Here is a 19,473-nt window from a genome sequence, read left to right on the forward strand (position 1 = left end):
TTGGGAATTAGTGATCTTTTGTCAGCCCCATTAGTGCTTGTTGTGTCTCTGTGATGTTTGTCTGCGCAGCCTCTGGCGTAAGAATACCGATCTGTTTTTTCGCTTCTTCTTCAGTAATCCCCAGGTGACAGCACAGTAAATCGATAGCCATTTGAGTGTTAGTACCTTCAACCATGATCCTTTCCTTTTGTTACATGAACTAGCCAATCATTAATTGATTAACACTCTAAACTGAACGATAGAGGTAGACCATACTACTTAGGTCTAATGGACGAGTGCAAATTGCGCTACTCCCGTAATCAAATGTTTCAATTTAATGCTTAACCTTGTTTTCTTAATCTAAGACTATATGTATAAGTAAGTATAAGTCGTCAAGGTTAGAATCAATTGCTGTCTGCCTTGTCTATAACAATAAGTTTGATAAAAACAGCTTTCATGCGGAGATAAGTAATGAAGCGAGTAATGTTGTTCCTTGCAACCAACCTTGCGGTTGTATTGGTACTAAGTGTTGTTCTTAATATTGTATACGCAGTCACAGGTATGCAACCAGGTAGCCTCTCAGGCTTGTTGGTGATGGCTGCGGTATTCGGTTTCGGCGGCTCATTCATCTCACTAATGATGTCAAAGAAAATGGCACTTCGTTCTGTTGGCGGTATGGTGATTGAAAGCCCACGCAACGAAACAGAACACTGGTTGATGGAGACGGTAAGCCGTCAAGCTCAACAAGTGGGTATTGGTATGCCGACAGTGGCGATCTACGATTCGCCAGATATCAACGCATTTGCGACAGGCGCTAAGCGCGACGATTCATTAGTCGCAGTATCAACAGGCCTGCTACACAACATGACGCGTGATGAAGCTGAAGCGGTATTGGCTCACGAAGTTAGCCACATCGCAAACGGCGACATGGTGACAATGACGCTAATGCAAGGTGTTGTGAACACGTTCGTTATCTTCCTTTCTCGTTTCATTGCTAACATTGTGGCATCGAACGACAACGAAGAAGAGGGTGGTAGCAACATGATGGTCTACTTCGGCGTGTCTATGGTGCTGGAGTTGGTATTTGGTTTCTTAGCGAGCTTCATCACCATGTGGTACAGCCGTCATCGTGAATTCCATGCCGATGCAGGTGCTGCGCACTTGGTAGGTAAAGAGAAGATGATTGCTGCACTAGAGCGTCTAAAGGTGAGCCACGAGCCACAACTAGAGGGTTCTATGATGGCATTTGGTATCAACGGTAAACGTTCTCTAACAGAGCTTCTAATGAGCCACCCACCGCTTGATAAGCGTATTGCTTCTCTACGTAACATGTAATCTCTAATATATTGAGAGAGTGCTAAAGGCTTCCTACGGGGCTGTCTCTTGATCACAAGTCTGGTTAATCAAGAGACTTGGCGAGTTCATACCCTTCAAGGATGGTTTGTAACCTAAGCCATCCTTGCCATAACGTCTTTATAGAAGCGCGACCTGTTCGCTTGGTATTCTTCCAACCACCTAACCGAGCAATACCGTTGTAAGCCCATGATATATTAGGCGCTTCTTTCGGTAGTTTTTTGCTCTCCAACTTGAGCCACATTAACTTCCACGCTTTGCCTTTTAATATCTGCTCACAACTGCTCTTAGATAACTCGTCTGATTCATTCATAAACCTCAACTGGAGTAACCGAGTCGCGATAAAAGCCAAAACGACGCTGAGCCTTTCTAAGTTATCCTTACTTTGCATTCTCAGTTGCTCAACTTCAGTCCCTTCACTTTTCCAGACTTTATGAAAATCTTCTATCAGCCAGCGCCGCTCATAATAACTGACGATTTTGAGTGCCTCTTCCTTGCTCGTTATCGGCTCTGAAGTCAGTAAGTGCCATGCGAGCTTATTACCACTCTCTCCTTGTTCTATACATCCCACGTAGTAAAGCGGAATGTTATCGAACTCTTTCTTGTTAGCAGGAGACTTGAGTGTCACGGGGGCATATTTGATATCTAAATGAGCCTTGCGAGCTTTACGACCGCCTTTTTGCGGTATTTCGAGCACTTTCTCTCCGGCTGATAACAGGGTAGAAGCATAGCTATAAAGACGATTATCGTGCTCTTCAATACAGCGGCTTTGCATTGAGCGAACGAGGAACCTTTGTTGTTGCTCTCGCTTGTAAGTGAGGTATTCAAATAGGTCGGCTTCTCTATCGCACACAGAAATGACATCCGAAATTTTATCGCCAAGTCGCTCAGCGACATGGCGAGAGGCTTGTTCCCACTTATAACTTTCTTTCTCTTTGTATGGTCGAGTCGCATGCTGGTGCCTTTGACCTCGCTTTTCTATATCACGAGTCCAGCGCTGTTGTTCAATTAAACCAATAACAGATTGAGTGTCGGGAGCAAAAAGTAAGGTTGAGTGTACAAACATGGCGCGATGTCGATTGCCTTGATTAGAGTGCCCGAGTTCATCTCGAATGCTGCGATGGGAGTAACTGAGAGAAGTGGTGTCTTCTAAGGCAAGAAGTGTTTGTTGCTCTAATGCTTCTTGTGCGGTGACATAAAAACCCGCTTCTGCGATATCTTCTGCTTTGATTTGCTCATTACGGATGAAGCGATAAGCCCCTTCCATTTCAGCAGGGGATATAATGAGTTTCGAGACGGGTACGCCAGGCTGCTCGGCCAGTGAGGCTGCGAGAGCAACGAGTCTTTGAGTGCGTCTAGGGTCATTAAGGTGGGCTTGACCGAACTGTTTTTGTGCCCAAAGGGTTGGCTCTATATAGGTCATGATAATCATCCTTGTCATTGCTTAGATGATCAGATCATGAAACCTAAAAATAGTTCAAAAAAAATCCCCAAGCGTGGCTTAGGGATTTGTGTATAAGAGACAGTCCTACGGGGAGCCTTTTTTGATCTCTGTTTAAATGGCTGATAGGAAGGAATGTGTTTTGCCTATTCTGAGGGCTTAGGTCGATCAAAGTGAGGTGGACAGGTAGGGTTTGTGTTCTTGTTTGGTAAGTCTGTGTCTGGGCATGTTATTGCACGTAATAAAAAGGCTTCCACATAGGAAGCCTTCTCATATCTTCTAATTCGAAGATCGAATTACAGCTTGTCAGTTAGCTCGACAGCTTGACCGATGTAGTTCGCTGGAGTCATCTCTTTCAGACGAACTTTCTCGTCTTCAGGGATCTCTAGGCCGTCGATGAATGCGCGCATGCCTTCGCCATCTACACGTTTACCACGAGTTAGCTCTTTTAGCTTCTCGTATGGCTTCTCGACGCCGTAACGACGCATTACTGTTTGTACTGGTTCAGCAAGAACTTCCCAGTTCTTGTCTAGTTCAGCAAGTAGTGCTTCGCGGTTAACTTCTAGCTTGCTAATACCTTTCAGAGTTGAAGTGTATGCAATGATTGCGTAGCCAACACCAACACCTAGGTTACGAAGAACCGTAGAGTCAGTTAGGTCACGTTGCCAGCGAGAAACTGGTAGTTTCTGTGCTAGGTGGCCAAATACAGCGTTAGCTAGACCAAGGTTGCCTTCTGAGTTTTCGAAGTCAATTGGGTTAACTTTGTGCGGCATGGTAGATGAGCCGATTTCACCAGCAATCGTCTTCTGCTTGAAGTGACCAAGAGCAATGTAGCCCCAAACGTCACGGTCGAAGTCTAGAAGGATCGTGTTGAAACGAGCGATCGCGTCGAATAGCTCTGCGATGTAATCGTGAGGTTCGATTTGAGTTGTGTATGGGTTCCAAGTTACGCCAAGAGATTCAGTGATGAACTCTTCTGAGAACTGGTGCCAATCTACTTCTGGGTATGCAGAAAGGTGTGCGTTGTAGTTACCAACAGCGCCGTTGATTTTCGCTAGGATCTCAACGTTTTCGATTTGCTTGTATTGACGTTCCATACGGTACGCAACGTTAGCCATTTCTTTACCCATAGTAGAAGGAGAAGCAGGCTGACCGTGTGTACGAGAAAGAAGAGGAATGTCGCGGTATTCGTTCGCAAGCGTTTTGATTGCGTCGATTACGTTGCGGATCTCTGGAAGAACAACTTCGTCACGAGCTTCTTTAAGCATAAGTGCGTGAGACGTGTTGTTGATGTCTTCAGAAGTACATGCAAAGTGAATGAATTCGTTTACAGCGTGAAGCTCAGGAACGCCTGCTACTTTCTCTTTCAAGAAGTATTCTACGGCTTTCACGTCGTGGTTTGTTGTGCGCTCGATCTCTTTGATACGTAGAGCGTCTTCTTCGCTGAAGTTAGCGGCTAGTTCATCAAGAAACTGGTTAGCTTCTGCACTGAACGCTGGTACTTCTTTGATTGCATCAGTAGCTGCAAGCTTTTGTAACCAACGAATTTCAACGATAGAGCGGTACTTTAGTAGGCCAAACTCACTAAAGATGCTGCGTAATGCAATAGTCTTACTTCCGTAACGGCCGTCTACTGGTGAAACAGCAGTCAATGCTGACAGTTCCATGGTGTTCTCCTGAATTGAGTTTTCTAAATTTTGAGAGGTTTATACCAGTAACAATCTCAATTGTCACGCACATTGCGCAAACGTTTGCGTGAGAGTTGTACTGATACAAAAAACAAGCTCGCGACGAGGCGCGAGCTAATAAGTTACATTCGAGCTAATAGGATTTGAGCCTGCTCGATCATCTTCTTGCGACCGAAGATAAGGTGACGACGTTTGCCGCCAACTTGACGCCATAGAACAGCACTTCGAATCCCTGAGAGTAGTAGGGCGCGAACCTTGTGTTGACTCGAGGTTTGTTGAAGTACCGCTGGTGTACCAGAAACCTGAATACGAGGGCCTATTGGGCTTACAACATCAAGGTAGATGCTCGCTAGGTTGCTGATCATTTGTTCATCAAACAAGTCGAAATGTTCACTCTGGCGCTCTGCTGTTTGAATGCGGTCACCAAGCTGAGACATAGAATCGTTGCGAGATGATAGCTTACGTTCAAGCGCCATTAAGCTGATGATGTAACGAGTAATATCGCTACCAGCAGGAGTACTATCGATACCTTTTACTAGGCACTCAAGCCCAAGTTTTAGGTTAGCTTCACGCCCAAAAACACCCACAGTGTTCGCTGGGTTAGTGTTCAAAATAGCACTGAGTGAAGCTTCGAAGGCATCTTTATCACAATGGCCGTCTTTCGCTACTTGTTGAACCAAAGCCACAGCTTGGCAAATTCCGGCGAAAGCAATAGTACGGTCATAAAGTGTATTAGCCACGTAGTAACTCCTAGTTGTCTTCTATCGTTTGTCGTTCGATCAGTTAGATGCGTTTTTCGATGATACCACCACCAAGACATACGTCATCTTGGTAGAATACTGCAGACTGACCAGGGGTCACTGCGATTTGTGGCTCGTCAAAAATAACCTTAATGTTCTCGTCATCAATTGGGATGATTGTACAAGGAATATCGGTTTGACGGTAACGTGTTTTTACCGTGCATGTCATAACTTCAGTAATTGGTGTGCGATTTACCCAATGAAGCTGAGAAGCGATCAAACCTTCTGATTTTAGAAGTGGGTGATCCTTACCTTGTACGGCAATCAGAACATTACGTTTAAGGTCTTTTTCGCCAACAAACCAAGGGTCTTCGTTACCGCCACCGCCTTTGGTGCCACCAATGTGAAGGCCTTTACGCTGACCCAATGTGTGGTACATCAGACCGTTGTGCTTACCAATCACTCTACCTTCTGGTGTTTCGATATCACCTGGTTGTGCTGGTAGGTATTTGCCAAGGAACTCTGTGAACTTACGCTCACCGATAAAACAGATACCTGTCGAATCTTTCTTCTTCGCGGTGATTAAGTCTTGCTCTTCAGCAATGCGTCGAACTTCAGGCTTCTCTAGTTCACCAACTGGGAATAGGCTGCGCGCAACTTGATCTGAGCTTAGTGTGTAAAGGAAGTAGCTTTGGTCTTTGTTGCTGTCTAGACCGCGTAGCATTTCTGGTTTAACGCCAGCCTCTAGTTCTTCTTGAGTCGGGAAAGTACGACGAACATAGTGACCCATCGCAATGTAGTCTGCGTCTAGTACTTCATCGGCAAACTCTAAGAATGCTTTGAATTTGATTTCTTTGTTACAAAGAATATCTGGGTTAGGCGTACGGCCTGCTTTGTATTCCGCAAGGAAGTATTCAAATACGTTGTCCCAGTATTCTGCAGCAAAGTTGATAGTGTGAAGGTGGATACCTAGTTTGTCACATACCGCTTGAGCATCAGCAAGATCTTCAGCTGCTGTGCAGTATTCTTCGTTATCGTCTTCTTCCCAGTTTTTCATGAAAAGGCCTTCTACCTGATAGCCTTGTTGCTGAAGAAGATACGCCGATACTGACGAATCTACACCGCCGGACATACCGACAATTACTTTCTTTTCGCTGTTTCCAGAGCTGATATCTGACATGTCTAAACACCGTTACTATTACTTGGTCGCAGATTCTAACAGAAAGAGAAACGCCGTGACAGATCCGAGACCGGAATCACAGTTTCATTTGCACAAATAGTGCGCTGAGTTTGTTAGGAATCGCATGAGAGCGAGGTGAGTCGCTAGGATGTCAGAAGTATATGTGGCATAGTCGCTCGAAATCCAAGACCTGAGATAAAAAAATGTCTGAACAAAACGAATTTATGCAAGAAGAGCAGTTGATTGAAATTATTGAAAATCAGCTAGAAGACGGCCAGCCAATTAAGGTAAAAGAGACGTTAATGCGTCTGATGATGACAGGCACAGCGCGTGAAGATGCAATTGCAGCAATGGCATGTGCACTTGCCGTTGAAGTATTTGACGTAATGAAAAATGGCGCAGAGTTTAACCAAAAGCGTTATGCAGAGCATTTAGAGATGCTGCCTGATTTAAGCTTTATGGAAGGCGAATAAAAAAATAGCTCAGCAAACGTTTGCTATAGTTTGAATGATTGCCGCGTTAAATATAGCGCGGTAGAATCCGCCACCTATTTCCCCTTGACTTAGACTAGCCCTATGAAATTCCCTGGACAACGTAAATCAAAGCACTATTTTCCGGTTCACGCTCGTGATCCATTAGTGAGCCAAGCTCAAAGCAGTAAAAGAATGTCACGTACTCATATTATCGGTATTGACCAAACTTTGGTGGATATTGAAGCAAAAGTGAGTTATGAACTTATTGAGAAGTACGGTTTAAGTAAGGGACACTCACTGGTTATCGGTGATGAAGCGGCTGAGTCTTTATATCAAGAACTCAAAGAACAGTGCTTAATTACCAACGAATATGCTGGTGGCACTATTGGTAATACATTACACAACTATTCAGTACTGGCGGATGACCGCTCAACGCTGCTGGGCGTAATGAGCCAAGATATTAAAATCGGTAGTTATGGTTACCGCTATTTATGTAATACATCAAGCAGAATGGATTTGAACCATTTACAAGGGGTAGATGGCGCAATTGGTCGCTGCTTTGCATTAATTACTGAAGACGGTGAACGTACTTTCGCAATTAGCGAAGGTCAAATGAACCAACTAAATCCAGAAAGTATTCCTGAAAAGATTTTCAAAAGTGCTTCTGCTTTAGTATTAACTGCTTATTTGGTTCGTTGTAAACCAGGTGACCCTATGCCTGAAGCAACAATGAAAGCGATCGAATACGCGAAGAAATACGATGTGCCTGTTGTTTTAACACTGGGTACGAAATTTGTTATTCAAGACGATCCTGAATTCTGGAAAGATTTCTTAGAGCAACACGTAACGGTTGTTGCAATGAATGAAGACGAAGCTGAAGCCCTAACTGGCGAAAGCGATCCACTCGCTGCTTCTGATAAGGCGTTAGACTGGGTAGACCTAGTACTATGTACTGCAGGTCCTGTTGGTCTATTTATGGCGGGTTACACGGAAGACGCAGCGAAACGTGAAACATCACTGCCTTTGCTTCCAGGTTCAATTGCTGAATTCAACCGTTATGAATTTAGCCGTCCGGCTCATAAAGATTTATGTGAAAACCCTACTAAAGTTTATTCACATATTGCGCCTTATATGGGCGGTCCTGAGAAGATCAAAAATACCAATGGTGCAGGTGATGCGGCTTTATCGGCTTTATTACATGATATGGCAGCGAATAAGTACCACAAAGAAAACGTGCCAAACTCAAGTAAGCACCAGCATTCATTCTTGACGTATTCTTCTTTCTCACAAGTTTGTAAATATTCAAACCGTGCGAGCTATGAAGTATTGGTTCAGCACTCTCCACGTTTATCTCGCGGCCTTCCTGAAAGAGAAGACAGCCTAGAAGAAGCGTACTGGGAAAGATAAGAGATTTTGTTTATCTGGTGCGCATGAGTTTATCAAATGCGCATCTATGTTTATAAAAAACATTGAAGAGTAACAAAATATAAAAAAGGCTTCTTTCGGAGCCTTTTTTGTTTCTGAATATATTGAAGCCGTAAATAATACTTTGGTCGACTTAAATATTAATTCTATTGCTTAGTAGGTAATTGGATTACTCACTCTGCAAACTAAACGCTTAGATAGCGAAATCTTCCAGAGATTTACCAGCATCTAGTTGTTCTTGGATAGCTGAAGGCGTACGACCTTGGCCTGTCCAAGTTTTCTCGTCACCGTTTGCGTCTACGTATTTGTATTTAGCTGGGCGAGGAGCGCGTTTTGCTTTTGTTGTTTTAGATTTTGCTTCACCAGAAAGTGCAGCAATAAGATCAGCAACATCAATTCCGTCTTTTGCAATTTGCTCAGCAATAGCAGAAAGTTTAGCTTCTTGTGCTGCTTTTGCTGCACGTTCTTCAGCTTCAGACTCTTGACGCTCTTGTACAACAATAGTTAGCTTGTCTAGCGCTTCTTCTAGTTGCTCAAGAGTTAATTCACGTGAGAATGCGCGAAGGCTACGGATATTTAATAGAGTTTTTGTTAATTCAGACATGATATTTTCCATCAAGGTAAACTAAATAATCCACCTAATAATAAACAGAGCTTAGGAATAAAACAAATAGTATTTCTTCTATTACATATTTAAATATAAAAGTGAGATGAATAGTTGAAAATTTCCATGCACCTTTCTATTGAATTTATAATAGATATTAAGATTATCTTAAAAACTGATATGTGACTGGTGGAGTAATTACCTTATGTTGACTACGCTTAGGTTGATTAGTTCATAAATAAAAAGCTGCTTTTCTCGGAATGATATGTTGCATTGTTGCTCTTGATGGGTACAATTGCGGCTACCTGATGCGATGCTTTGGTTAATCATTTGTTAAACTGTTGTTTGATTGGTTAATAATGTTGTCGCACGTAGAGGTGCAATTATAAAAAGTAGTTTTCGTTGGGGTGATGCCAATGAACGGGAATGAAAGGTGTAATTGCCGAAGTAAATTGTATATCTAAGCAATTTGCTGGGGTTGTGCTCAATAGGTACAACACTGCCATAGTCTTAATTTTAAACTATGGAGCGCTACTGTAGGGTTGGGTGAAGTGTTCACTTCCCTTTCGCTTAGTTCAACATGAACTTGGTCAGCCGTATCAAGTTTGTCTGCAGTAGATCTCTAGCCAAATAAAAAACTGGTTTTTGAAGATCATGAATTTAATAGATTTTGCAACATCTCCTTTATCTTTGCTTCCGCCACTTGTGGCTTTAAGTCTTGCTATTGTTACCCGCCGTGTATTGGTTTCTTTGGGTGTCGGTATCGTTATGGGTGCCATCTTACTGGCTGACTATTCAGTAGGTAATGCCGCTAGCTACGTATTTACTAAAGCATCTGGTGTTTTCATCGAAGATGGTGGTATCAATACTTGGAACATGAGCATCATTGCTTTCCTAATTATTCTTGGAATGACAACAGCGCTATTAACGCTTTCTGGTGGTACTCGTGCATTCGCTGAGTGGGCTCAATCTCGAGTTAAGAGCAAGCGTGGTTCAAAACTGCTTGCTGCATTCTTAGGTGTATTCATCTTTGTTGATGATTACTTCAACAGCTTGGCAGTGGGTGCAATCTCTCGTCCTGTTACAGACCGTTTCTACGTATCTCGCGCTAAGCTAGCTTATATTCTTGATTCTACAGCTGCACCAATGTGTGTGATCATGCCCGCTTCTAGCTGGGGTGCTTACATCATTACCATCATCGGTGGCATCCTAGTAACACACGGTGTGACTGAGTATTCTGCACTGGGTGCTTACGTTCGTCTTATTCCAATGAACTTCTACGCTGTGTTCGCACTGCTTATGGTATTTGCAGTTGCATGGTTCGGTCTAGATGTTGGTAAGATGCGCGATCACGAAATCGAAGCGTCTCAAGGCCGTGGTTTTGAAGGTGACAACGATAGCCAGCAAGCTCACGATTTAAACGAAGAGCTAGATATCGAAGAGAGCGAGAACGGTTCTGTTTCTGACCTAATCATGCCGATCGTTTCATTGATCGTAGCGACAGTTGCAGCAATGCTTTACACAGGCGGTCAAGCGTTAGCTGCTGATGGTCAAGCGTTTAACCTACTTGGTGCATTCGAAAATACAGATGTTGGTAAATCTCTTGTTTACGGTGGCATCATCGGTCTTCTTGTTGCGCTAGCGACTGTATTTAAGCAGAAGCTATCTATGGCAGACATCGCAAGAACGATGTGGATCGGTTCGAGCTCTATGTTTGGCGCTATCCTAATCCTTGTGTTCGCTTGGACTATCGGTTCTGTAATCGGTGACATGAAAACAGGTTCGTACCTATCATCTCTAGTAACGGGCAGCATCGATTACCACTGGCTACCAGTTATCTTGTTCCTTCTAGCAGGCGTTATGGCGTTCTCTACAGGTACTTCATGGGGTACGTTCGGTATCATGCTACCTATCGCAGGTGACATGGCAGCAGCATCGGATATCGCACTGATTCTTCCTATGTTAAGTGCGGTTCTAGCGGGTGCAGTATTTGGTGACCACTGTTCTCCAATCTCTGATACGACGATTCTGTCTTCTACTGGTGCTCGTTGTAACCACATCGACCACGTATCGACACAGCTTCCGTACGCGCTGTCAGTCGCATTTGTATCGTGTATTGGCTTTATTACCTTAGGTATTACAGCTTCTATCGGTATCGCATTCAGCGCTGCAGCACTAACGTTCGTAGCTGTATGTTTCGCTCTGGCTTATTTCTCTCGTTGCAAAATGGCGACATGTAAAAGCTAAAAACGAAAGTTAATCAGTAAACTATCAGGGAGGCGTTGGCCTCCCTTTTTTATGCCTGTTAATTTAATTTTAAGTTTCGTGAAAAAAGTTCGAATAAATGGTTGAAAAAGGATCTTACCTTAGTTAGTGTGGAGACAAGACAGCAAACAACCTAAGAGCTGATAAGTATGCGTAAATTAGTAATGAACATTCATCACCATCATCACCCTATCTAGTCTTTCGGGGAGATTTACGTATACCCGGGAGCAAGATTACTCCCGGAGGTTAAGTCAAAAGAATTTAGATTTAAACCCTCGGGATGACAGAGTCTTCCGAGGGTTTTTTAGTTTTAGCGCTTTTAAATAATCAATAAATTCAAATATTTGCACAGGGATACAGCAATGCAGACACAACGCCTAAGAATCGCAATTCAAAAGAAAGGTCGCTTAAGTAAAGAGTGCCAAGACCTACTAAAAAAATGTGGTGTTAAATTTAACATCATGGGTGAGCGCCTAGTCGTTCATTCACTAAATATGCCAATTGACCTGCTATTAGTTCGTGATGACGACATCCCAGGTCTTATCATGGACGGTGTGGTTGACCTTGGTTTTATCGGTGAAAATGAGCTTGAAGAAGTTCGTCTAGATCGCCTTGCTCTTAAAGAGCCTGCAGAGTTCGAAACACTACGTCGTCTAGATTTCGGTGGCTGCCGTTTATCTATCGCAATTAACAAAGATGAAGAGTACAACGGCCCACAAGATCTAGCGGGCAAGCGTATTGCAACAACCTACCCACAACTACTTAAAGCCTACATGGACGAACAGGGTGTTGATTTCAGCACTTGTATGCTAACAGGCTCGGTTGAAGTAGCTCCTCGCGCTGGCCTTGCAGACGCAATCGCGGACTTGGTTTCTACTGGTGCTACGCTAGAAGCAAACGGCCTAAAAGAAGCGGAAGTGATTTTCCAATCTAAAGCGACCTTGATTCAACGTACTGGTGAATTCGACGCAGACAAAACAGCATTGATTGAAAAACTACTGACTCGTATGCAGGGTGTTCAACAAGCGAAAGAATCGAAGTACATCATGCTACACGCGCCAACTTCTCAGCTGGAGCAAATCAAAGCACTACTGCCTGGTGCTGAAGATCCAACGGTTCTTCCACTATCAACGGATAAAGATAAAGTAGCTGTTCACCTAGTAAGTACCGAGAACTTGTTCTGGGAAACGATGGAACAGCTGAAAGAGTTAGGCGCAAGCTCGATTCTAGTACTACCAATCGAAAAAATGATGGGGTAATGACGATGAGAACCGTTGTTTGGCAATCTTTAAGTGAGTCACAGCAAGACTCGGTATTAGAGCGTCCCGCTGTTACTGAAGGTGTAAACATCACAGCGACAGTTTCTGATGTTATTGCAAAAGTACGAAATGAGGGCGATGCAGCGCTTAAAGAACTGACTGAGAAGTTTGACCGCGTGACTCCAAAATCAATTCGAGTAAGTTCAGATGAGATTGAAGAAGCGAGCGCTCGTCTAACTCCAGAAATGAAGCAGGCGCTAGAACAAGCTTACAGCAATATTGCTAAGTTCCACGAAGCTCAGAAACCTCAGCCAATTAAGGTTGAGACGCAACAAGGTGTTGTGTGTGAGCAAGTGACACGTGCAATTAACACGGTTGGTCTGTACATCCCAGGTGGCAGTGCGCCGCTTCCGTCAACGGTTCTTATGTTAGGTGTTCCCGCTCAAATCGCAGGCTGTCGTAAGGTTGTGCTTTGTTCGCCTCCACCAATCGCTGACGAGATTTTGTACGTCGCTAAGCTTTGTAAGATCGATGAGGTTTACAACGTTGGTGGTGGTCAAGCGGTTGCTGCGATGGCTTACGGTACGGAAAGCGTTGCTAAAGTCGATAAGATTTTCGGCCCAGGTAATGCCTTCGTAACTGAAGCGAAACGCCAAGTGAGCAACGACTTCCGTGGCGCGGCGATTGATATGCCAGCTGGTCCGTCAGAAGTGTTAGTGATTGCTGATGAAACAGCAGACGCAGACTTCATTGCAGCTGACTTGTTGAGCCAAGCGGAGCACGGCCCTGATTCTCAAGTGGTGTTGGTCACACCTTCTCCATTGATTGCGGATCAAGTGACCGAAGCCGTTCAAAAACAATTGAAAGAGCTGTCTCGCGCGAGTATCGCTCAGCAAGCGTTGGCATCAAGCCTAATCATCATTGCTGAATCCATCACTCAAGCGATAGCGATTTCAAACTTCTACGGTCCTGAACACTTGATCGTTCAAACCAAGAACCCACGTGAATTGCTGCCATTGCTAGACAATGCAGGCTCTATCTTCCTTGGCGATTGGTCTCCAGAATCTGCAGGCGACTATGCCTCTGGCACTAACCACGTATTGCCGACTTACGGCTACACCAAGACATACTCTAGCCTTGGTTTAGCTGATTTCTCTAAACGTATGACGGTGCAAGAACTGACAGCCGATGGCTTAAAAGGTCTGGCTCCGACTGTAGTAACAATGGCGGAAGCCGAAGGCTTGGATGCACACAAACGCGCTGTGACCATCCGAGTTGAAAAGTTAAACCAAGCAAAATAAGGGCAGGGCATGGAAAAGTTAGCGAGAAAACAAGTTCAGGCTCTTACACCTTACTTGTCTGCAAGACGCATTGGCGGCACGGGTGACGTTTGGTTAAACGCCAATGAATCCCCATTCGATAACGAGTACAACTTAAACCTGTCTCGTCTCAATCGCTACAGCGAATGCCAGCCTAAAGAGTTGATTGATGCTTATGCTCAATATGCAGGTGTGAAATCAGAGCAAACTCTGACAACACGTGGTGCCGATGAAGGTATTGAACTGCTGATTCGTGCTTTTTGTGAGCCGAACGAAGACGCTATTCTTTACTGCCCACCAACCTATGGTATGTACGCGATTAGCGCTGAGACGATTGGTGTTGAGCGTAAAGTTGTTCCTCTAACCGCAGAGTGGCAACTTGACCTTCCAGCGATTGAAGCTCAGCTAGACAACGTGAAAGTTGTGTTTGTTTGTAGCCCAAATAACCCGACTGGTAATTTGGTTGAACGTAAGGACATCATCAAGCTACTTGAGATGACCCAAGATAAAGCAATTGTTGTGATGGATGAAGCGTACATCGACTTCTGCCCAGAAGCGTCAACCGTTGATTTACTTGAGCAATACCCGAATCTAGCGATTCTGCGTACCTTGTCTAAAGCTTTTGCATTGGCTGGACTACGCTGTGGCTTTACGCTGGCGAACCAAGAGCTTATCGATGTATTGTTGAAAGTGATTGCGCCATACCCGGTGCCAATCCCTGTTGCGGATATCGCGGTTCAAGCACTTTCAGAGCAAGGTCTTGCAAGAGCAAAGTTTCAGGTTTTGGACTTGAGCGCTAACCGAGCATACTTACAGGCAGGCCTAATGGGGATGCCTAACGTTACGGTATTTGATGGTTGGGGTAACTACCTTTTGGTTAAATTCCCGAACGGTGACGAATTGTTTAAAGCGGCATGGGACAGTGGCATTATCTTACGTAATTCGCCAATTGAAGACTGTGTTCGAATTAGTATTGGTAACCGGGAAGAGTGCGAAAAGACACTTGGATTCATTCGTAACTTTTATCAGTAGCGAAAGGCTTGCCAGTAATAACATTTGTTAGCCTTTATTCGATGAATAATAGGCTGACAAATGAAATCAATATTTTGGGTTAGCGTTTGATTTTTGCTAGGCCACCAGATTTAAAATTAAAAGGAAGTTCAAGTGAGTAAACAACAGAAAACACTTTTTATAGACCGCGATGGCACCTTAATTGTTGAGCCGCCAGTCGATTTCCAAGTAGACCGTTTAGACAAACTAAAATTTGAAGCGCTAGTGATTCCTAGCCTACTTGCATTGCAAGATGCTGGTTACCGTCTAGTGATGGTAACTAACCAAGATGGCCTTGGTACTGATAGCTACCCACAAGAAGATTTCGATGCGCCACACAATATGATGATGGATTTCTTCGAAGCTCAAGGCGTAAAGTTTGATGACGTGCTTATTTGCCCTCACTTTGACGAAGACAATTGCTCTTGCCGAAAGCCTAAGCTAGGGATGGTTAAAGAATATCTGCAGGGCGGTAAAGTCGACTTCCAACACTCTGTTGTGATTGGCGATCGAGTAACGGATCTTCAACTTGCAGAGAACATGGCAATCCGCGGTATTCAATATGGCCCAGATGCTGAAACGGAAGGCACGCTAAACTGGCCACAAATTGTAAAAGACCTAACGGTTAACGCGCGTGTTGCTGAAGTGGTTCGTACCACCAAAGAAACTGACATCAAGGTAGCGGTAAACCTTGATGAAACCGGTGGCAACAAGATCGATACAGGCATGGGTTTCTTTGACCACATGCTTGATCAAATCGCGACACACGGTGGTTTCCAAATGAACCTGACCGTGAAAGGCGACCTGCACATTGATGATCACCACACAGTAGAAGACACAGCACTTGCGTTAGGCCAAGCTCTGAAAGACGCGCTAGGTGACAAACGTGGCATTGGCCGCTTTGGCTTTAGCCTACCTATGGATGAGTGTCTGGCTCAGTGTGCGTTAGACCTTTCTGGTCGCCCGTACTTGAAGTTCGATGCTAAGTTCAGCCGTGAGCAAGTGGGTGACCTGTCAACGGAAATGGTGGTTCACTTCTTCCGTTCTTTAACTGACACGCTAGCTTGTACGCTACACCTTTCTTCTGCTGGCAATAATGATCACCACATCATTGAGAGCCTATTCAAAGCATTTGGTCGTACTCTGCGCCAAGCAATCAAAGTTGAAGGTAACGAGTTACCGAGCAGCAAAGGCGTTCTGTAAGGAATCGGTATGAAAGAGCAGAAAGTAGTTATTATTGATACTGGTTGTGCCAACGTCTCATCGGTTAAATTTGCGATTGAACGTCTAGGTTACACTGTTGAAATATCAAAAGAGCCTGAAGTGGTTCTTGCAGCCGACAAGCTATTCCTGCCAGGTGTAGGTACAGCAAGTGAAGCAATGAAAAACTTACAAGAGCGCGATCTTGTCGCTCTTGTAAAGCAAGTAGAGAAGCCTCTGCTTGGCATTTGTTTAGGCATGCAGCTTCTTGGTAAGTTATCTCAAGAAAAAGGCCAAAAGGCCGACGAGCTAGTTGAATGTTTAGGCTTGTGTGAGGGTGAAGTTCGTTTACTGGATACGGGCGATTTACCACTGCCACACATGGGTTGGAATACCGTCACTGCAACACCGAATCACCCTCTATTTAAAGACATTGAAGAAGGCGAGTACTTTTACTTCGTTCACAGCTTCGCAATGCCAGTAGGTGACTACACCATCGCACAGTGTGATTACGGCAATCCGTTTACCGCAGCAGTCCAAAGCGGTAACTATTATGGTGTTCAGTTCCACCCTGAACGCTCATCAAAAGCTGGTTCTAAGCTGATTCAGAACTTCTTGGAATTGTAATAAGGATTAGGCAGCGGCTAACGTTGCCATATAAGGAATGTAAATGATTATTCCCGCATTAGATTTAATTGAAGGCCAAGTAGTTCGCTTATTCCAAGGGGATTACGGTCAAGTAACAGAATACAAAGTAGACCCAGCAGAGCAGTTCAACTTATATCACCAAGCTGGTGCTGGCTGGTTGCACCTTGTTGATTTAACAGGTGCAAAAGACACGACAGCTCGCCAGTTGGACCTGATCGCTAAGCTACTTGATAGCACGCCTGCTAACATTCAAATTGGCGGCGGTGTACGTAATGAGCAAGATGTGATTGACCTACTGGAAGCAGGAGCACAACGTGTTGTTGTTGGTTCAACGGCAGTTAAACAGCCAGAGCTTGTTAAAGGCTGGATGGAAAAGTATGGCGCTGAAAAAATTGTTCTTGCTCTGGATATCAACATCGACGAAAACGGCACTCGCAAAGTTGCGATTTCAGGTTGGCAGGAAGATTCTGGTGTGACTATTGAAGCACTGATTGAAGATTACCTGACCGTTGGCCTTAAGCACGTTCTATGTACTGATATCTCTCGTGATGGCACGCTAGAAGGATCAAACGTAGAGCTTTACGTGGATCTTTGTAAGCAGTACCCGCAGGTTCAGTTCCAATCATCGGGCGGCATTGGCAGCCTAGCAGACATCGAAGCTCTAAAAGGTAGCGGTGTGGCTGGTGTGATTGTTGGTCGTGCGCTACTTGATGGTAAGTTCACCGCAGAGGAGGCATTTGCATGCTGGCAAAGCGAATAATCCCTTGTTTGGATGTCCGTGACGGACAAGTGGTTAAGGGCGTTCAGTTCCGTAACCACGAAATCATTGGCGACATCGTTCCGCTAGCACAGCGCTATGCAGAAGAGGGCGCGGATGAATTAGTATTTTACGATATCACGGCATCAAGTGATGGCCGTGTTGTTGATAAGAGTTGGGTAAAGCGTGTCGCAGAGGTAATCGATATTCCTTTCTGTGTCGCTGGTGGTATTAAATCAGCAGAAGATGCAGCGCGCATTCTAGAGTTTGGAGCTGATAAAGTATCCATCAACTCGCCAGCACTGGCTAATCCACAACTGATCACTGATCTTGCGGATAAGTTCGGCGTACAGTGTATCGTTGTTGGTATCGATTCATACTTCGATAAAGAGACTGGTAAGTATCAGGTTTATCAATTCACAGGCGATGAAGCGCGTACTAAAGCAACCAAATGGGAAACCAAAGATTGGGTGCAGGAAGTACAAAAGCGTGGCGCAGGTGAAATCGTACTAAATATGATGAACCAAGATGGTGTTCAAAACGGTTACGACCTTGAGCAGCTCAACATGGTGCGTGAAGTGTGTAAGGTGCCTCTGATTGCTTCGGGTGGCGCAGGTGCAATGGAGCACTTTGCTGAAGCTTATAACAAAACTAATGTGGATGGAGCGCTCGCTGCTTCAGTATTCCATAAACAAGTCATCAATATTGGTGAATTAAAGCAGTATCTAAAACAACAAGGTGTAGAGGTGCGTCTATGAGTTTTGCAGCGACAGAAGTAAATACGCTAGCTGAACGTATCAATTGGGATAAAGACGACGGTCTCGTTCCTGCGATTGTACAAGATTTCCAGTCAAGCCAAGTGCTGATGATGGGTTACGTGAACCAAGATGCGTTAGCAAAGACGGGCGAAACAGGTCAAGTGACCTTCTTCTCTCGTACTAAAGAGCGCCTTTGGACTAAAGGTGAGACGTCAGGAAATGTTCTGCAACTGGTGAATATGTCACTGGATTGCGACAACGATACGTTGTTGGTTAAAGTCAATCCAATTGGCCCTACATGCCACTTGGGTACAACAACATGCTGGGATTCTGATCCACAGGAAGAGTCTCAGATGGTGTGGCTTCATCAACTTGAGCAGCTACTGGCTGCCCGCAAGGACGCAGATCCTGACTCTTCTTACACTGCCAGTTTATATGCCCGTGGCACCAAGCGTATATCGCAAAAAGTGGGCGAAGAAGGCGTTGAAGTCGCGCTTGCGGCGACGTCGGGCGATAAGGCGGAATTAGTGTGTGAATCTGCGGATTTGATTTACCACCTAATGGTTCTTCTTCAAGACCAAGGTCTATCAATGAACGACGTAGTGAATAAACTTAAAGAGCGCCATAAGTAATCTATCTTTAGGATACATCTAGATAAGTAAAGCCCCGCAAACATTGCGTTTACGGGGCTTTTTAGTGTCAATTTATGAGTCGAGTTCTTTGTCTTTATGTCTCGTCACTCCGAGGAGCGTTAGCGACATCAGGAATCTCTTCTATTAAGCTGACTTCCTAGTTGCGCGAGTTAACCGCAGCACTTCTTGTATTTCTTACCACTGCCACAGATACACGGATCATTACGACCGATCTTAAAGCTCTCTACGGTTTGGTTTAGGCGAGGGTCAATCTCAGGTTCAGGTTGGCTTTGTTCTGGATATTCACCATCGATATAGAACCAAAGGCCGTTTTCACGAACGAACCGAGAACGTTCTTGCATGCAGTATTGCGCGCCATCCTCATTAAAATAGGCTTTAAACTCAACAAAGCCCTCGTTTTCGTGAGAACCTTCCGCGGTATCGATAACCTCTAGCCCCGCCCAATCACTGTTGATCGAATCTGCAATGCCTTCTCTTTGTTCTTCGGCATTGCAACTAGGATGATAGGTAGCAACCACATAATCGACCAATCCTAAAACATGCGCGGAATAACGAGAGCGCATCAACTGCTCTGGCGTTTCAACTGAGCTGTGATCAAGGTGTGCTGATTCACAGCACTTTGGGTAAGTATTGTTGCTACCACATGGGCATAAAGACATAGTCAAATCCTGTAAAAATGGC

19 protein-coding genes, 1 riboswitch and 1 other annotated feature are annotated in these 19,473 nt (G+C 44.5%); of the genes, 12 read left to right on the plus strand and 7 right to left on the minus strand.

The features are described from left to right. Positions 1–7: 7 nt before the first annotated feature. Positions 8–175: a hypothetical protein gene (locus OCV52_RS05355; RefSeq protein ID WP_170222481.1), complete on the minus strand. Its 168-nt coding sequence runs from the start codon at positions 173–175 to the stop codon at positions 8–10. 275 nt (positions 176–450) lie between these two features. On the opposite strand from OCV52_RS05355, the gene htpX reads away from it, so the two are divergent. Further along, positions 451–1,314, plus strand: coding sequence for a protease HtpX (gene htpX, locus OCV52_RS05360; protein WP_061031768.1), 864 nt, complete (start codon positions 451–453; stop codon positions 1,312–1,314). A gap of 64 nt (positions 1,315–1,378) precedes the next feature. Here htpX and OCV52_RS05365 read toward each other — a convergent pair whose 3' ends face one another. From OCV52_RS05365 to mnmA, 4 genes are all read right to left on the minus strand, one after another. Continuing rightward, the gene (locus tag OCV52_RS05365) at positions 1,379–2,755 is read right to left on the minus strand and encodes an IS4 family transposase (RefSeq protein ID WP_261900842.1); all 1,377 of its coding nucleotides are present in this window, start codon (positions 2,753–2,755) and stop codon (positions 1,379–1,381) included. A gap of 314 nt (positions 2,756–3,069) precedes the next feature. Next, positions 3,070–4,440 carry an adenylosuccinate lyase gene (purB, locus tag OCV52_RS05370; RefSeq protein ID WP_137407817.1) on the minus strand — a complete coding sequence of 457 codons (1,371 nt, stop codon included), beginning with the start codon at positions 4,438–4,440 and terminating at the stop codon, positions 3,070–3,072. A 143-nt stretch (positions 4,441–4,583) separates the two neighbouring features. Then, a complete protein-coding gene (hflD, locus tag OCV52_RS05375) occupies positions 4,584–5,201 on the minus strand; it encodes a high frequency lysogenization protein HflD (protein WP_061031766.1) in 618 nt (205 codons plus the stop codon). A gap of 43 nt (positions 5,202–5,244) precedes the next feature. Continuing rightward, entirely contained in the window at positions 5,245–6,381 is a 1,137-nt protein-coding gene (mnmA, locus tag OCV52_RS05380; protein ID WP_137407816.1) for a tRNA 2-thiouridine(34) synthase MnmA, read from the minus strand. Positions 6,382–6,584: 203 nt separating this feature from the next. On the opposite strand from mnmA, the gene OCV52_RS05385 reads away from it, so the two are divergent. Beyond that, a complete protein-coding gene (locus OCV52_RS05385) occupies positions 6,585–6,854 on the plus strand; it encodes a hypothetical protein (RefSeq protein ID WP_102426520.1) in 270 nt (89 codons plus the stop codon). Between the two features lie 102 nt (positions 6,855–6,956). Continuing rightward, on the plus strand, positions 6,957–8,261 hold the full coding sequence (locus OCV52_RS05390) for an inosine/guanosine kinase (protein WP_137407815.1): 1,305 nt from the start codon (positions 6,957–6,959) through the stop codon (positions 8,259–8,261). Positions 8,262–8,472: 211 nt separating this feature from the next. Here the strand turns inward: OCV52_RS05390 and OCV52_RS05395 are convergent, their stop codons facing one another. Beyond that, positions 8,473–8,883, minus strand: a complete 411-nt coding sequence (locus OCV52_RS05395; protein WP_061031763.1) for an H-NS family histone-like protein — start codon at positions 8,881–8,883, stop codon at positions 8,473–8,475. A 364-nt stretch (positions 8,884–9,247) separates the two neighbouring features. After that, positions 9,248–9,425, plus strand: a riboswitch (Lysine riboswitch). Between the two features lie 112 nt (positions 9,426–9,537). On the opposite strand from OCV52_RS05395, the gene OCV52_RS05400 reads away from it, so the two are divergent. From OCV52_RS05400 to hisIE, 9 genes are all read left to right on the plus strand, one after another. After that, positions 9,538–11,130: a Na+/H+ antiporter NhaC family protein gene (locus OCV52_RS05400; RefSeq protein WP_137407814.1), complete on the plus strand. Its 1,593-nt coding sequence runs from the start codon at positions 9,538–9,540 to the stop codon at positions 11,128–11,130. A gap of 190 nt (positions 11,131–11,320) precedes the next feature. Continuing rightward, positions 11,321–11,457: a sequence feature (His leader region), on the plus strand. A gap of 53 nt (positions 11,458–11,510) precedes the next feature. Further along, on the plus strand, positions 11,511–12,407 hold the full coding sequence (gene hisG, locus OCV52_RS05405) for an ATP phosphoribosyltransferase (protein ID WP_061031761.1): 897 nt from the start codon (positions 11,511–11,513) through the stop codon (positions 12,405–12,407). Further along, positions 12,407–13,708, plus strand: coding sequence for a histidinol dehydrogenase (hisD, locus tag OCV52_RS05410; RefSeq protein WP_137407813.1), 1,302 nt, complete (start codon positions 12,407–12,409; stop codon positions 13,706–13,708). The genes hisG and hisD overlap by 1 nt, the downstream gene beginning before the upstream one ends. Positions 13,709–13,717: 9 nt before the next feature. Continuing rightward, positions 13,718–14,758, plus strand: coding sequence for a histidinol-phosphate transaminase (gene hisC / locus OCV52_RS05415; protein WP_137407812.1), 1,041 nt, complete (start codon positions 13,718–13,720; stop codon positions 14,756–14,758). 132 nt (positions 14,759–14,890) lie between these two features. Further along, positions 14,891–15,979: a bifunctional histidinol-phosphatase/imidazoleglycerol-phosphate dehydratase HisB gene (gene hisB / locus OCV52_RS05420; RefSeq protein ID WP_137407811.1), complete on the plus strand. Its 1,089-nt coding sequence runs from the start codon at positions 14,891–14,893 to the stop codon at positions 15,977–15,979. Positions 15,980–15,988: 9 nt separating this feature from the next. Then, entirely contained in the window at positions 15,989–16,603 is a 615-nt protein-coding gene (gene hisH, locus OCV52_RS05425; RefSeq protein WP_102423424.1) for an imidazole glycerol phosphate synthase subunit HisH, read from the plus strand. Positions 16,604–16,646: 43 nt separating this feature from the next. Continuing rightward, entirely contained in the window at positions 16,647–17,384 is a 738-nt protein-coding gene (hisA, locus tag OCV52_RS05430) for a 1-(5-phosphoribosyl)-5-[(5-phosphoribosylamino)methylideneamino]imidazole-4-carboxamide isomerase (RefSeq protein WP_004742025.1), read from the plus strand. After that, entirely contained in the window at positions 17,366–18,139 is a 774-nt protein-coding gene (hisF, locus tag OCV52_RS05435) for an imidazole glycerol phosphate synthase subunit HisF (RefSeq protein WP_137407810.1), read from the plus strand. The genes hisA and hisF overlap by 19 nt, the downstream gene beginning before the upstream one ends. Further along, the gene (gene hisIE / locus OCV52_RS05440; protein WP_137407809.1) at positions 18,136–18,771 is read left to right on the plus strand and encodes a bifunctional phosphoribosyl-AMP cyclohydrolase/phosphoribosyl-ATP diphosphatase HisIE; all 636 of its coding nucleotides are present in this window, start codon (positions 18,136–18,138) and stop codon (positions 18,769–18,771) included. Before hisF ends, hisIE begins: the two co-directional genes overlap by 4 nt. Positions 18,772–18,941: 170 nt before the next feature. On the opposite strand, the gene OCV52_RS05445 is transcribed toward hisIE, so the two are convergent. Next, positions 18,942–19,451 carry a YchJ family protein gene (locus tag OCV52_RS05445; protein WP_137407808.1) on the minus strand — a complete coding sequence of 170 codons (510 nt, stop codon included), beginning with the start codon at positions 19,449–19,451 and terminating at the stop codon, positions 18,942–18,944. Positions 19,452–19,473: the final 22 nt, after the last annotated feature.

Origin of the sequence: Vibrio chagasii (assembly GCF_024347355.1) — a bacterium.
GTDB lineage: Bacteria > Pseudomonadota > Gammaproteobacteria > Enterobacterales > Vibrionaceae > Vibrio > Vibrio chagasii.

Excerpts from the sequence above, each read along its gene's own strand:
- hisH (WP_102423424.1), top strand. The coding sequence starts at position 15,989 with ATGAAAGAGCAGAAAGTAGTTATTATTGATACTGGTTGTGCCAACGTC.
- OCV52_RS05395 (WP_061031763.1), bottom strand. The coding sequence starts at position 8,883 with ATGTCTGAATTAACAAAAACTCTATTAAATATCCGTAGCCTTCGCGCA.
- hisF (WP_137407810.1), top strand. The coding sequence starts at position 17,366 with ATGCTGGCAAAGCGAATAATCCCTTGTTTGGATGTCCGTGACGGACAA.
- OCV52_RS05390 (WP_137407815.1), top strand. The coding sequence starts at position 6,957 with ATGAAATTCCCTGGACAACGTAAATCAAAGCACTATTTTCCGGTTCAC.
- OCV52_RS05445 (WP_137407808.1), bottom strand. The coding sequence starts at position 19,451 with ATGTCTTTATGCCCATGTGGTAGCAACAATACTTACCCAAAGTGCTGT.
- OCV52_RS05365 (WP_261900842.1), bottom strand. The coding sequence starts at position 2,755 with ATGACCTATATAGAGCCAACCCTTTGGGCACAAAAACAGTTCGGTCAA.
- purB (WP_137407817.1), bottom strand. The coding sequence starts at position 4,440 with ATGGAACTGTCAGCATTGACTGCTGTTTCACCAGTAGACGGCCGTTAC.
- hisA (WP_004742025.1), top strand. The coding sequence starts at position 16,647 with ATGATTATTCCCGCATTAGATTTAATTGAAGGCCAAGTAGTTCGCTTA.
- hisG (WP_061031761.1), top strand. The coding sequence starts at position 11,511 with ATGCAGACACAACGCCTAAGAATCGCAATTCAAAAGAAAGGTCGCTTA.
- hisD (WP_137407813.1), top strand. The coding sequence starts at position 12,407 with ATGACGATGAGAACCGTTGTTTGGCAATCTTTAAGTGAGTCACAGCAA.
- htpX (WP_061031768.1), top strand. The coding sequence starts at position 451 with ATGAAGCGAGTAATGTTGTTCCTTGCAACCAACCTTGCGGTTGTATTG.
- OCV52_RS05400 (WP_137407814.1), top strand. The coding sequence starts at position 9,538 with ATGAATTTAATAGATTTTGCAACATCTCCTTTATCTTTGCTTCCGCCA.
- OCV52_RS05385 (WP_102426520.1), top strand. The coding sequence starts at position 6,585 with ATGTCTGAACAAAACGAATTTATGCAAGAAGAGCAGTTGATTGAAATT.
- OCV52_RS05355 (WP_170222481.1), bottom strand. The coding sequence starts at position 175 with ATGGTTGAAGGTACTAACACTCAAATGGCTATCGATTTACTGTGCTGT.
- hisIE (WP_137407809.1), top strand. The coding sequence starts at position 18,136 with ATGAGTTTTGCAGCGACAGAAGTAAATACGCTAGCTGAACGTATCAAT.
- mnmA (WP_137407816.1), bottom strand. The coding sequence starts at position 6,381 with ATGTCAGATATCAGCTCTGGAAACAGCGAAAAGAAAGTAATTGTCGGT.
- hisC (WP_137407812.1), top strand. The coding sequence starts at position 13,718 with ATGGAAAAGTTAGCGAGAAAACAAGTTCAGGCTCTTACACCTTACTTG.